The 13,140-nt window shown below is 69.3% G+C and carries 11 protein-coding genes, 1 tRNA gene and 1 pseudogene; 4 read left to right on the top strand and 9 right to left on the bottom strand.

What is annotated here, in order from left to right; all coding sequences use genetic code 11:
* Together HZS56_RS35285 and HZS56_RS35280 are read left to right on the top strand one after the other, a co-directional pair.
* The coding region (locus HZS56_RS35285) for a trans-aconitate 2-methyltransferase (protein WP_216724888.1) at positions 1 to 849 on the top strand (849 nt) is incomplete at its 5' end.
* The gene (locus HZS56_RS35280) at positions 846 to 1,226 is read left to right on the top strand and encodes a VOC family protein (RefSeq protein ID WP_216724887.1); all 381 of its coding nucleotides are present in this window, start codon (positions 846 to 848) and stop codon (positions 1,224 to 1,226) included. The genes HZS56_RS35285 and HZS56_RS35280, both read left to right, overlap by 4 nt.
* A 17-nt stretch (positions 1,227 to 1,243) precedes the next feature.
* Here the strand turns inward: HZS56_RS35280 and HZS56_RS35275 are convergent, their stop codons facing one another.
* Together HZS56_RS35275 and HZS56_RS35270 are read right to left on the bottom strand one after the other, a co-directional pair.
* Entirely contained in the window at positions 1,244 to 1,921 is a 678-nt protein-coding gene (locus tag HZS56_RS35275) for a TetR/AcrR family transcriptional regulator (RefSeq protein WP_216724886.1), read from the bottom strand.
* Positions 1,918 to 2,928, bottom strand: a complete 1,011-nt coding sequence (locus HZS56_RS35270) for an acyl-CoA desaturase (RefSeq protein WP_216724885.1) — start codon at positions 2,926 to 2,928, stop codon at positions 1,918 to 1,920. The genes HZS56_RS35275 and HZS56_RS35270 overlap by 4 nt, the downstream gene beginning before the upstream one ends.
* A 293-nt stretch (positions 2,929 to 3,221) precedes the next feature.
* On the opposite strand from HZS56_RS35270, the gene ppc reads away from it, so the two are divergent.
* Positions 3,222 to 5,957: a phosphoenolpyruvate carboxylase gene (gene ppc, locus HZS56_RS35265; protein WP_216724884.1), complete on the top strand. Its 2,736-nt coding sequence runs from the start codon at positions 3,222 to 3,224 to the stop codon at positions 5,955 to 5,957.
* A gap of 154 nt (positions 5,958 to 6,111) precedes the next feature.
* On the opposite strand, the pseudogene HZS56_RS35260 reads toward ppc, so the two are convergent.
* The 7 genes and pseudogenes from HZS56_RS35260 to HZS56_RS35230 all read right to left on the bottom strand — a co-directional run.
* Positions 6,112 to 6,486, bottom strand: a pseudogene (locus HZS56_RS35260) (hypothetical protein); the annotation flags it as partial.
* 115 nt (positions 6,487 to 6,601) lie between these two features.
* Positions 6,602 to 7,198 (bottom strand): aminoacyl-tRNA hydrolase, encoded by a 597-nt coding sequence (gene pth / locus HZS56_RS35255; RefSeq protein ID WP_216724883.1) that lies wholly within the window; start codon positions 7,196 to 7,198, stop codon positions 6,602 to 6,604.
* Between the two features lie 112 nt (positions 7,199 to 7,310).
* Positions 7,311 to 7,901 carry a 50S ribosomal protein L25/general stress protein Ctc gene (locus HZS56_RS35250; protein ID WP_216724882.1) on the bottom strand — a complete coding sequence of 197 codons (591 nt, stop codon included), beginning with the start codon at positions 7,899 to 7,901 and terminating at the stop codon, positions 7,311 to 7,313.
* Positions 7,902 to 8,112: 211 nt separating this feature from the next.
* Entirely contained in the window at positions 8,113 to 9,087 is a 975-nt protein-coding gene (locus HZS56_RS35245) for a ribose-phosphate diphosphokinase (protein WP_216724881.1), read from the bottom strand.
* 129 nt (positions 9,088 to 9,216) lie between these two features.
* The gene (gene glmU, locus HZS56_RS35240) at positions 9,217 to 10,665 is read right to left on the bottom strand and encodes a bifunctional UDP-N-acetylglucosamine diphosphorylase/glucosamine-1-phosphate N-acetyltransferase GlmU (protein WP_216724880.1); all 1,449 of its coding nucleotides are present in this window, start codon (positions 10,663 to 10,665) and stop codon (positions 9,217 to 9,219) included.
* Between the two features lie 123 nt (positions 10,666 to 10,788).
* Positions 10,789 to 10,859: transfer RNA gene (locus tag HZS56_RS35235), tRNA-Gln, on the bottom strand.
* Positions 10,860 to 10,865: 6 nt separating this feature from the next.
* A complete protein-coding gene (locus HZS56_RS35230) occupies positions 10,866 to 11,747 on the bottom strand; it encodes a hypothetical protein (RefSeq protein WP_216724879.1) in 882 nt (293 codons plus the stop codon).
* A gap of 128 nt (positions 11,748 to 11,875) precedes the next feature.
* Between HZS56_RS35230 and HZS56_RS35225 the strand changes: the two genes are divergently transcribed.
* Positions 11,876 to 13,140: sensor histidine kinase (locus HZS56_RS35225; protein WP_216724878.1), on the top strand; the 1,265-nt coding region annotated here is incomplete at its 3' end.

Here is a 13,140-nt window from a genome sequence, read left to right as displayed (position 1 = left end):
GCCCAGTACCTCCGCCACGCCGGCCACCGTGCCCGCCCCTTCACCGACCTCCTCGCCCGCGTCCCCGACCTCCCCGCGGACCCGCCCCGCATCGCCGACCTCGGCTGCGGCCCCGGCAACGCCACCGTCCTGCTCGCCGACCGCTGGCCCACCGCCCGCATCACCGGCTACGACAACTCGCCGCAGATGCTCGAACGCGCCCGCCGGTACGCCGGCCCCACCTCCGGCGGCGGCCACCTCGACTTCGTCCCGGCCGACGCCCGCACCTGGACCCCCGGCGAACCGCTCGACCTCCTCGTCAGCAACGCCACCCTCCAGTGGGTCCCCGGCCACGCCGACCGCTTCCCCGACTGGATCGACCGCCTCGCCCCCGGCGGCACCCTCGCCCTCCAGGTTCCCGGCAACTTCGACGCCCCCAGCCACCGCCTGATGCGCGAACTCGCCGACTCCCGGCGCTGGCGGCACCGGCTCGACGGCGTCCTGCGCCACGACGACGCCGTCCTCACGCCCCGGGGCTACCTCGCCCACCTGACCGCCGCCGGCTGCACCGCCGACGTGTGGGAGACGACGTACGTCCACCTGCTGCCCGGCGAGGACGCCGTCCTGGACTGGGTGAAGGGCACGGGACTGCGGCCCGTACTGGACGCCCTCGACGACGACCCGGCCGCCCGCGACGCGTTCGTCGAGGAGTACCGGGCCGTCCTGCGCGCCGCCTACCCCGCCGAACCCCACGGCACCCCCTTCCCCTTCCGCCGTGTCTTCGCCGTCGCCCGGAAACCCGGAGGAGCGGCAGCGGGAGGAGACGGGACAACCGGCCGGGCGGCAGACCAGGCGGCGGGGGAGCGGTGATCGCCGGCCTCGACCACGTGCAGCTCGCCGCACCGCCCGGCGCCGAGGGCCGGCTGCGCGCCTTCTACGGCGGTGTCCTCGGCATGCGCGAGTTGCCCAAGCCGCCCGCGCTCGCCGCCCGTGGCGGCTGCTGGTTCCGGGCCGACGCCGCCGAGCTCCACCTGGGTGTCGAGCCGACCGGCTTCCGGCCCGCCCGCAAGGCCCACCCCGGCCTGCGCGTCACCGGGATCGACGCCTTCGCAGCCCGTCTGGAGGCCCGCGGCACGCCCGTCACCTGGGACGACACCCTGCCCGGCCACCGTCGCTTCTACTGCGCCGACCCGGTCGGCAACCGTCTGGAGTTCCTGGAGCCGGCCGACCGCCGCGGCCCCGGGTGACGGGTGCCCGCCGGTGATCAGTTCTTCCGGTGCCCTATCAGCCGCGGCTTCGGCTCCAGGCCGTCCAGGCCGTGCCACGCCAGGTTCACCAGGTGCGCCGCCACCTCCGCCTTCTTCGGGCGGCGCACGTCCAGCCACCACTGGCCGGTCAGCGCCACCATCCCCACCAGCGCCTGCGCGTACAGCGGGGCCAGCTTGGCGTCGAAGCCGCGGCTCTTGAACTCGCGGCCCAGGATGTCCTCCACCTGGGTGGCGATGTCCGAGATGAGGGAGGCGAAGGACCCCGTCGACTGCGGGATGGGGGAGTCGCGGACCAGGATGCGGAAACCGTCCGTGTACTCCTCGATGTAGTCCAGGAGCGCGAACGCCGCCTGCTCGCACAGCTCCCGCGGATGCCCGGCGGTCAGCGAGCCGGTCACCATGTCGAGCAGCCGCCGCATCTCGCGGTCCACGACCACCGCGTACAGCCCCTCCTTGCCGCCGAAGTGCTCGTACACCACCGGCTTGGAGACCCCGGCCTTCGCCGCGATCTCCTCCACCGACGTGCCCTCGAAACCCTTCGCCGCGAAGAGGGTGCGGCCGATCTCCAGCAGCTGCTGGCGGCGCTCCGCACCGGTCATCCGGGTGCGACGCGCTCGCCGCGGCTTCTCGTTGCTTGGGGTGCTGCTGGAGTCGGTCGCCACGGCGTCAATCATGCCGCCTTCGCCGTCTCCTTCCGGCGGCGGGCGCCGTCCTGATCCGCCCTGCGGCGCGAATCGATACGCGAGCGTGACGGCCAGCGCACGTCGTACGCCCACCCGAACTGCTCGAACCAGCGGATCAGCCGGGCCGACGAGTCCAGCTGCCCCCGCATCACCCCGTGCCGCGCCGACGTGGGGTCGGCATGGTGCAGGTTGTGCCAGGACTCACCGCAGGACAGGACCGCCAGCCACCACACGTTGCCCGAACGGTCCCGGGACTTGAAAGGACGCTTGCCCACCGCGTGGCAGATCGAGTTGATCGACCACGTCACGTGGTGCAGCAAGGCCACCCGGACGAGTGAACCCCAGAAGAACCCGGTGAACGCCCCCCACCAGGACATCGTGACCAGACCGCCGATCAGCGCGGGCAGCGCCAGGGACACCGCCGTCCACAGCACGAACTGGCGGGAGACCGCACGCAGCGCCGGGTCCTTGATCAGATCCGGTGCGTACTTGTCCTGCGGCGTCTGCTCCTCGTCGAACATCCATGCGATGTGTGCCCACCACAGGCCCTTGATCAGCGCCGGCACCGTCTCGCCGTACCGCCACGGCGAATGCGGATCGCCCTCGTCGTCGGAGAACTTGTGATGCTTGCGGTGATCGGCCACCCAGCGCACCAGCGGCCCCTCCACCGCCATCGACCCCGCGATCGCCAACGCGATCTTCAACGGCCGCTTCGCCTTGAACGAACCGTGGGTGAAATGACGGTGGAAGCCGATGGTGATGCCGTGACAGCCCAGGAAGTAGAAGAAGACCAGCAGCCCCAGGTCCAGCCAGCTCACCCCCCACCCCCACGCCAGCGGCACCGCCGCCACCAGCGCCAGGAACGGAACGGTGATGAACAGCAGCAGGGTGATCTGCTCGAGTGACCGCTTCTGCTCGCCACCCAGCGTGGCGGACGGGGCGGCGGGAGGGCCGGGCGGCTGCGAGGCGTCAGGAATCACATCGGAACTCGTGGTCATGCGCGTCCCCTGTGGGGTCGAGGGTGTGGTGTCGGTGCCGGGCCCGGGGAACCGTGCACAGTTTCCTACGGTTCCGTAACCTACGGCGACGTAAGTATGGCAGTGCGTGGTCGCCCGGCAAGAGCCCCAGAGCCTGCGCGTCCTGACCGACACCTATCCTGGAACCCGGTCGGACAGCGCGGTCCGCTCTGAATACTTCCCGGACGTCCGGCCCCGTAAGCGGCGCCCGCCGCGCGAGACGGCCGTCCGGGTTCCCTCCCGGACGAGCTTCAACACTGCAAGGAGCCGCACCTGTGAGCAGTGCCGACGACCAGACCACCACGACCACCAGCAGCGAACTGCGAGCCGACATCCGCCGGCTGGGTGACCTCCTCGGAGAGACCCTCGTCCGCCAGGAGGGCCCCGAGCTGCTGGAACTCGTCGAAAAGGTACGCCGACTCACCCGCGAGGACGGCGAAGCCGCGGCCGAACTGCTCCGCGGCACCGAACTCGAGACCGCCGCCAAGCTGGTCCGGGCCTTCTCCACCTACTTCCACCTCGCCAACGTCACCGAACAGGTCCACCGCGGCCGCGAACTCGGCGCCAAGCGCGCCGCCGAAGGCGGACTGCTCGCCCGCACCGCCGACCGCCTCAAGGACGCCGACCCCGACCACCTGCGCGAAACGGTCCGCAACCTCAACGTCCGCCCCGTCTTCACCGCACACCCCACCGAGGCCGCCCGCCGCTCCGTCCTCAACAAGCTGCGCCGCATCGCCGCCCTCCTCGACACCCCCGTCAACGAGTCCGACCGCCGCCGCCTCGACACCCGCCTCGCCGAGAACATCGACCTCGTCTGGCAGACCGACGAACTCCGCGTCGTCCGCCCCGAACCCGCCGACGAGGCCCGCAACGCCATCTACTACCTCGACGAGCTGCACCTCGGCGCCGTCGGCGACGTCCTCGAAGACCTCACGGCGGAACTCCAGCGCGCCGGCGTCGACCTCCCCGACGACACCCGCCCCCTCACCTTCGGCACCTGGATCGGCGGCGACCGCGACGGCAACCCCAACGTCACCCCCCAGGTCACCTGGGACGTCCTCATCCTCCAGCACGAACACGGCATCAACGACGCCCTGGAGATGATCGACGAACTCCGCGGCTTCCTCTCCAACTCCATCCGCTACGCCGGCGCCACCGAGGAACTCCTCACCTCCCTCCAGGCCGACCTCGACAACCTCCCCGAGATCAGCCCCCGCTACAAGCGCCTCAACGCCGAGGAGCCCTACCGGCTCAAGGCCACCTGCATCCGGCAGAAGCTCGAGAACACCAAGCAGCGCCTCGCCCGCAGCACCGCCCACGAAGCCGGCCGCGACTACCTCGGCACCGCCGAACTCATCGACGACCTGCGCATCGTCCAGACCTCCCTGCGCGAACACCGCGGCGGCCTCTTCGCCGACGGCCGCCTCGCCCGCACCATCCGCACCCTCGCCGCCTTCGGCCTCCAGCTCGCCACCATGGACGTCCGCGAACACGCCGACGCCCACCACCACGCCCTCGGCCAGCTCTTCGACCGGCTCGGCGAGGAATCCTGGCGCTACGCCGACATGCCCCGCGAGTACCGCACCAAGCTCCTCGCCAAGGAACTCCGCTCCCGCCGGCCCCTCGCACCCACCCCCGCCCCCGTCGACGCCCCCGGCGAGAAGACCCTCGGCGTCTTCCAGACCGTCCGCCGCGCCCTCGAAGTCTTCGGCCCCGAGGTCATCGAGTCCTACATCATCTCCATGTGCCAGGGCGCCGACGACGTCTTCGCCGCGGCGGTACTCGCCCGCGAGGCCGGACTCATCGACCTCCACGCCGGCTGGGCGAAGATCGGCATCGTGCCGCTCCTGGAGACGACGGACGAGCTGAAGGCCGCCGACACCATCCTCGAAGACCTCCTCGCCGACCCCTCCTACCGGCGCCTGGTCGCCCTGCGCGGCGACGTCCAGGAGGTCATGCTCGGCTACTCCGACTCCTCCAAGTTCGGCGGCATCACCACCAGCCAGTGGGAAATCCACCGCGCCCAGCGCCGCCTGCGCGACGTCGCCCACCGCTACGGCGTACGCCTGCGCCTCTTCCACGGCCGCGGCGGCACCGTCGGCCGCGGCGGCGGCCCCACCCACGACGCCATCCTCGCCCAGCCCTGGGGCACCCTCGAAGGCGAGATCAAGGTCACCGAACAGGGCGAGGTCATCTCCGACAAGTACCTCATCCCCGCCCTCGCCCGGGAAAACCTGGAACTGACCGTCGCCGCCACCCTCCAGGCCTCCGCCCTGCACACCGCACCCCGCCAGTCCGACGAGGCCCTCGCCCGCTGGGACGCCGCCATGGACGTCGTCTCCGACGCCGCCCACACCGCCTACCGCAAGCTCGTCGAAGACCCCGACCTGCCGACCTACTTCCTGGCCTCCACACCCGTCGACCAGCTCGCCGACCTCCACCTGGGCTCACGGCCCTCCCGCCGCCCCGGCTCCGGCGTCTCCCTCGACGGACTGCGCGCCATCCCCTGGGTGTTCGGCTGGACCCAGTCCCGGCAGATCGTCCCCGGCTGGTACGGCGTCGGCTCCGGCCTCAAGGCCCTGCGCGAAGCCGGCCTCGACACCGTCCTCGACGAGATGCACCAGCAGTGGCACTTCTTCCGCAACTTCATCTCCAACGTCGAGATGACCCTCGCCAAGACCGACCTGCGCATCGCCCAGCACTACGTCGACACCCTCGTCCCCGACGAACTCAAGCACGTCTTCGACGCCATCAAGACCGAACACGAACTCACCGTCGCCGAGGTCCTGCGCGTCACCGGCGAAGCGGAACTCCTCGACGCCGACCCCGTCCTCAAGCAGACCTTCACCATCCGCGACGCCTACCTCGACCCCATCTCCTACCTCCAGGTCGCCCTCCTCGGCCGCCAGCGCGAAGCAGCCGAAGCCGGCACCGACCCCGACCCCCTCCTCGCCCGAGCCCTCCTCCTCACGGTCAACGGAGTCGCAGCAGGCCTGCGCAACACAGGCTGACCGCGAGCCGCCCAGCCGCGCACAACCGCGCGCACCCGCGCGCAAGGAAACACCGGTGCCCCCGAGCTCTCCAGATCACCAGAGCCGGGGGCACCGTCACACCCTCCGCACGGAGCACGAACCCTCACACCACCAAGAACGCCGCCGTCAGCAGCACAACCCCCGCCGGCCCCGACCGCACCACCTCGTCGCTCCCCGGCTTCACCACCACCGTGTACGTCCGCCCCTTCGACACGGCGGCCGACTCCTCGATGACGACCCGCTCCCGCGCCCGCGACCCCGCCGACGCCGGCTCATACGGCCCACCGCACCAACCGTCCGCACACCCCGTCACCGCGACCGTGCCCTGCTCCCGCCCCTTGGTCAGCAGCACGTGCTGCGCCGTACCCCAGGACGCCCACACACCCGCGACCAGAATCAGCGCGGCCACCGTCCCCATCGCCGCGATCCGGCCGAACCGCAGCAGCACGCCACCGGACCCACGAGGACGGGCAGCAGCGGCAGCAGAGGCAGGCATGGCCGGGATCATTGGCCATACCTGCGCGCTCGGTCAACTCACCGGCGGGCCATCCACGGACAAGTCCGGAGTTGTACCACGCGCCGAGCGCGCCGAACCCGTACCCGCCCCGAACCCGCCCCGGCTCTCAGGAGTTGTACGCACTCTGCGCCCGCTCAAGACCCTCCGTCACCAGAGCCTCCACCGCGTCCGCCGCCCGGTCCACGAAATAGTCCAACTCCTTGCGCTCCCCCGACGAGAAGTCCCGCAACACGAAATCCGCCACCGGCATCCGCCCCGGCGGCCGCCCGATCCCGAACCGCACCCGGTGATACTCCGCACCCAGCGACTTCGTGATCGACTTCAACCCGTTGTGCCCGTTGTCCCCACCCCCCAGCTTCAACCGCAGCACCCCGTAGTCGATGTCCAACTCGTCGTGCACCGCCACGACGTTGCCCACCGGAACCTTGTAGAAATCCCGCAGACCCGTCACCGGCCCGCCCGACACGTTCATGAACGACATCGGCTTCGCCAGAACCACCCGCCGACTCCCCGGCCCCGGCGGCCCGACCCGGCCTTCCACCACCTGCGCCTGCGCCTTGCCGTGCCGCTTGAACCGCGCCCCCATCCGCTCAGCAAGCAGATCCACCACCATGAAACCGACGTTGTGCCGGTTCGCGGCGTACTCGCCGCCCGGATTCCCGAGACCCGCCACCAACCAGGGCGCACCCGCGTCCGTCGTCACGTCCCCGTCTCCTTCGTATCCCTCGAACCCGTCCCTACCCGCCGGCACATACGCGTCGGCCGCTGCCCCGCACGGGAACAGCGGCCGACCACACCACGACCCTGGGCCAGGATCAGGCCTCCGCGGCCTCGTCACCCTCGCCCTCGGCGGGAGCCTCCTCCGCCTGCGCGGCCAGCACCTGCAGCACGACCGTGTCGTCCTCGACGGCCAGCTTCACACCGGACGGCAGCTTGATGTCCTTGGCGTGGACCGAGGCACCGGCCTCCAGACCCTCCACCGACACCGTCACCTGCTCCGGAATGTGCGTCGCCTCCGCCTCGACCGGCAGCGCGTCCAGCACGTACTCCAGCAGGTTCCCGCCCGGAGCCAGCTCACCCTCCGCCTGCACCGGGATCTCCACGGTCACGGTCTCACCGCGCTTCACCAGCTGCAGGTCGACGTGCTCCAGGAAACCCTTGATCGGGTCACGCTGAACCGACTTCGGAATCGCCAGCTCATTGGTCTTGCCGTCCACGTCCAGCGCGATCAGAACGTTCGGCGTACGCAGCGCCATCAGCAGGTCGTGACCCGGCAGCGTCAGGTGCAGCGGGTCCGCACCGTGGCCGTACAGCACACCGGGAACCTTGTCGTCACGGCGGATACGACGGGCGGCACCCTTGCCGAACTCCGTGCGCGTCGCGGCGGAGATCTTCACCTCGGACATCTTCACTCCTCGCAGAGACAGAAACGAACGTGGTCACCCGGCCACGAACGGCCTGCTACGAAGAGCGCGTCGATAACGGACAGCCGCACACACGCCGCGAAACGACGCGTACGGCCTCCCTCGCCGAGCAACCCCAGCAGTCTACTCGGACAGGAAGGCCGTACCCAAAACGATCAATTACCGCACCGTGCCCACCACTACCGCACCGTGCTCACTGCTCGTCGAACAGACTCGTCACCGAACCGTCCTCGAACACCTCACGCACCGCACGCGCGATCGTCGGCGCGATCGACAACACCGTGATCTTGTCCAGATCCAGATCACTCGCCGACGGCAGCGTGTTCGTGAACACGAACTCACTCACCTTCGAGTTCTTCAACCGATCCGCCGCCGGACCCGACAGCACCCCGTGCGTCGCCGTCACGATGACATCCTCCGCACCATGCGCGAACAACGCGTCCGCCGCCGCACAGATCGTGCCACCCGTGTCGATCATGTCATCGACCAGGACGCAGATACGCCCCTCCACATCACCCACGACCTCGTGCACCGTGACCTGGTTCGCCACGTCCTTGTCCCGGCGCTTGTGCACGATCGCCAACGGCGCACCCAACCGGTCACACCAACGGTCCGCCACCCGCACCCGGCCCGCATCCGGAGACACCACCGTCAGCTTCGAACGATCCACCTTCGCACCCACGTAATCCGCAAGCAGCGGCAACGCGAACAGATGATCCACCGGCCCGTCGAAGAAACCCTGGATCTGATCCGTGTGCAGATCCACCGCCAGGATCCGGTCCGCACCCGCCGTCTTCATCAGATCCGCGATCAGACGCGCCGAGATCGGTTCACGCCCCCGGTGCTTCTTGTCCTGCCGCGCGTAACCGTAGAACGGCACGATGACCGTGATGGAGCGCGCCGACGCACGCTTCAACGCGTCGATCATGATCAACTGCTCCATGACCCACTTGTTGATCGGAGCCGTGTGGCTCTGGATCAGGAAACAGTCCGCACCACGCGCCGACTCCTGATACCGCACATAGATCTCACCATTGGCGAAATCGAAGGCCTTCGTCGGGACGACCCCGACACCCAACTGCTGGGCGACCTCCTCGGCAAGCTCGGGGTGTGCGCGGCCGGAGAAGAACATCATCTTCTTCTCGCCGGTCGTCTTGATCCCGGTCACAGCACTTTCTCCTCAGAGGTTCGCAGCTGAGCTCATAGACGCTCCCGACTGGCCGCGGGCGCGCCTCAGCTGGTGGGGTGCGGATGTGCACTTATCACGGTACGCCGTGTTCGACGCGCCGGTTTCCGGTCAGTCTTCGCCGCCCGCGTCCCCGGACACCGCCTCGGCCGCCTTCGCCGCCGCGCTCCCCGGACGCTTCCGAGCCACCCAACCCTCGATATTCCGCTGCTGACCGCGGGCCACGGCCAGCGAACCGGGCGGCACGTCCTTCGTGATCACCGAGCCGGCAGCGGTGTAGGAACCGTCCCCGACCGTGACAGGAGCCACAAACATGTTGTCCGAACCCGTACGACAATGGGAACCCACCGTCGTGTGGTGTTTGTCCTGTCCGTCGTAGTTGACGAACACACTCGCAGCACCGATGTTCGTGTACTCACCGATCGTCGCGTCCCCCACGTACGACAGATGCGGAACCTTCGTCCCCTCACCCAACGACGCGTTCTTCGTCTCCACGTACGTACCGACCTTCGACTTCCGCCCCAGCCGGCTGCCCGGCCGCAGATACGCATACGGCCCCACACTCGCCTCCGGCCCCACATCCGCCTTCACCGCGACCGTGTTGTCCACCCGCGCACCCGCACCCACCCGCGTGTCCGTCAACCGCGCGTTCGGCCCCACCTCGCACCCCTCCGCCAGATGCGTCGCACCTTGCAACTGCGTACCCGGATGCACCACCACGTCCTGCTCGAACGTCACCGACACATCGACCCACGTCGTCGCCGGATCCACCACCGTCACACCGGCCAGCATCGCCCGCGTCAGCAGCCGGTCGTTGAGAATCCGGCGCGCCTCGGCCAACTGCACCCGGTTGTTGATCCCCGCGATCTCCCGGTGATCACCGGCCACCGACGCACCCACCCGGTGCCCCGCCTCACGCAGGATCCCCAGCACATCCGTCAGGTACTCCTCACCCTGACTGTTGTCCGTCCGCACCTTGCCCAGCGCCTCCACGAGCAACCGCCCGTCGAACGCGAACACACCGGAATTGATCTCCCGGATCGCCCGCTGCGACTCCGACGCGTCCTTGTGCTCCACGATCGCCGTCACGGCACCCGACGCCCCGTCCCGCACGATCCGCCCGTACCCCGTCGCATCCGGCACCTCCGCCGTCAGCACCGTCACGGCGTTCCCGTCCGCGGAGTGCGTCTCGGCCAGCGCCCGCAGCGTCTCCCCGGTCAGCAGCGGAGTGTCACCACAGACCACGACCACCGTCCCGTCCACGGCACCGCCCAGCACCTCCAGACCGACCCGCACGGCGTGCCCGGTGCCGTTCTGCTGCTCCTGCACGGCGGTGCGCACGTCGGGGGCGACCTCGGCGAGATGCGCGGTGACTTTCTCACGGGCGTGCCCGACGACGGCGACCAGGTTCTCGGGGTCCAGCTCACCGGAGGCGGCGAGCACATGCCCGACCAGCGACCGGCCGCACAGCTCGTGCAGGACCTTGGGTGTGGCCGACTTCATACGGGTGCCCTCACCCGCTGCGAGAACGACGACGGCTGCCGGGCGAATGGCGCTCACGGGATGCCCTTCGGCTTTGGGGGAGGGGGTGGACATCCGCAGGATACCGGGGTGATTTGTGGGGGACATGAGTGCGGGCCCTGACGGCACTGTCTGCCAGTCAGGACCCGAACCGAGCCACTGCTCCCGGGGGAGGACTCGAACCCCCATGATCAGATCCAAAATCTGACGTCTTGCCCTTAGACGACCCGGGATTTCCGCTATGTCCGATTCTGTAGATCGGTTCTGAGCGCAGCCCCTACTATGCCGTACCACCAGCCCTCGATGCGACGGTAAAGCTCGGCTCCGTCTCGCACGTCGATGCGAAGGCAGCCTCGGTAGCTCTCGCTGGTGTTCTTCCGGTTGGTTCTTGGGTTGTGTCGCTTGAGGGTGGTCTTCATCAAATCGGCTGTGCTGACGCCGACGTGCCTTGCCCAGTACGACTCGGCTCCTGTCACATCGGCGGATTCGTGGATCTGGACGGCGAACCTGACACTCGCTGGGTCGACGCCCAACAGCCTCAGCCAATCCATGAAGAGTGAAATCACGTCCGGGTCGCTGTTGACGAAGGACACGCGCTCACGGCGGCTGTAGGGCTTGCTCTTGCAGCCTTCAGCCCAGTAGAGGGCCACGCCCACCACGAAGAGTTCGCGGTCGGTCAGCTTGCCCATCTCTGTTGCCGCTTGCCGTCTAGTCTGCTGCCGGCTCTCTTCTCGCGCGCGAAGCGTGGCTTCCCACCCTCTTCTGGCGATCGCCGAAGCTTCCTCACGTGTCCGTTTCCGCCGCTCCGGCTTCGGCAGATCCCGTACCCACAGCGAGATCGAGCTCTTGCTGCACCCCAGCTCCACCTGGATCCGGTCGTACGTCCACCCCTGGAGCCGTAGCTCCCGTGCCCGGTCCCGCATGTCGTCCTTCGCGTTCGGGCGCTTCGTCCAGTCGGGAGGCGGCTCGCCCTCCAGGAGGCGGTTGAGGATGTCGTTGTTGTCGACGTGCAGTCGGTCGCGGATCTGGCGGCGGCTGAGGCCTTCGCGCCGGAGCGCCATCGCTCGCTCCCGCAGGCCTTCGAAGTCCGCGTACTTGTTCTGTGGAGGTGCCATGGGCATACCGTCCGGCCGGAATCTGTGGTTCCGGTGGTGAACGGCGTGGGGTTCACCAGTTCGAGGGATATCGCGTCGTATCGTTTGTCGAAAGTCACCGGAAAAGGGGCGGCTCGCGCCCGTAGGCTGGAGGCATGACCACGACGGGGGAAGACCACGCACCGGCCCGGGGTGGGCCCTGGTGGTGGGACAGGCGGCGCGGTGCGGTGCTCGATGTGAGCCTCGGTGCCGTGTCGGCGCTGGAGTGCGCGGCGGAGGGGGTTCCGTTCGCGCGGGATGCCGGGGTTCCGTTGGCGGTGGGGGTCGTCTTCGGGTTGCTGGCCGGTTCGGTGCTGGTGGTGCGGCGGAAGTGGCCGATCGCGGTGGTGCTGGTGGCGATCGCCGTCACGCCGGCCGAGATGGGTTTCCTGATGGGCATCGTCGGCCTGTACACGCTGGCGGCGTCGGAGTTGCCGCGGCGGATCATCGGGTCGTTGGCCGGGATGTCGTTGCTGGGGAGTCTGGTGGTGACGTTCGTCCGGCTGGGGCAGGACTCGGCGCAGAAGGATCTGCAGTTCGGGGACTGGTTGTTGCCGTTCGCGTCGATCACGATGTCGTTGGGTGCGACGGCGCCGCCGTTGCTGCTGGGTCTGTATGTGGGGCAGCGGCGGCGGTTGATGGAGAGTCTGCGGGAGCGGGCGGACAGTCTGGAGCGGGAGCTGCAGTTGCTGGCCGAGCGGGCGGAGGAGCGTGCGGAGTGGGCGCGGGGTGAGGAGCGGACGCGGATCGCGCGGGAGATGCACGATGTGGTGGCGCACCGGGTGAGTCTGATGGTGGTGCATGCGGCGGCGTTGCAGGCGGTTGCGCGGAAGGATCCGGAGAAGGCGGTGAGGAATGCTGCTCTGGTGGGGGACATGGGGCGGCAGGCGTTGACCGAGTTGCGGGAGATGCTCGGGGTGTTGCGCAGTGGTGGTGAGGGTGTGCGGGCCGAGCGGGCGGCGGTGCCGTTGGCGGCGGTGGGGGTGGCGGCTGCGGCGGCGGCTTCGCGGGCGGCGGAGGACGGGGAGGTGTCGTCGGAGGGGCCGTCTCTGGCGGAGTTGGACGAGTTGGTGGGGCAGTCGGCGGCGGCCGGGATGGTGGTGGATCTGTCGGTGGAGGGGGAGGGGCGGCCGTATGCGGCGGAGGTGGAGTCGACGGCGTTCCGGGTGGTGCAGGAGGCGTTGACGAACGTGCACAAGCATGCGGCGGGTGCGAAGACGTATGTGCGGTTGGCGCATCGGGTGTCGGAGATCGCGATGCAGGTGGAGAACGAGCCGCCGCCGGAGGTGTCGGCGGAGTCGTCGGCGCGGTTGCCGTCGGGGGGCAACGGGCTGGTGGGGATGAAGGAGCGGGTGGCTGCTCTGGGGGGTGTGTTCGTGTC

It is taken from the genome of Streptomyces mayonensis, from assembly GCF_018982965.1.
GTDB lineage: Bacteria > Actinomycetota > Actinomycetes > Streptomycetales > Streptomycetaceae > Streptomyces > Streptomyces mayonensis.
The sequence above is the reverse complement of the archived record's forward strand: the minus strand, read 5'-3'. Positions and strand labels throughout refer to the sequence as shown.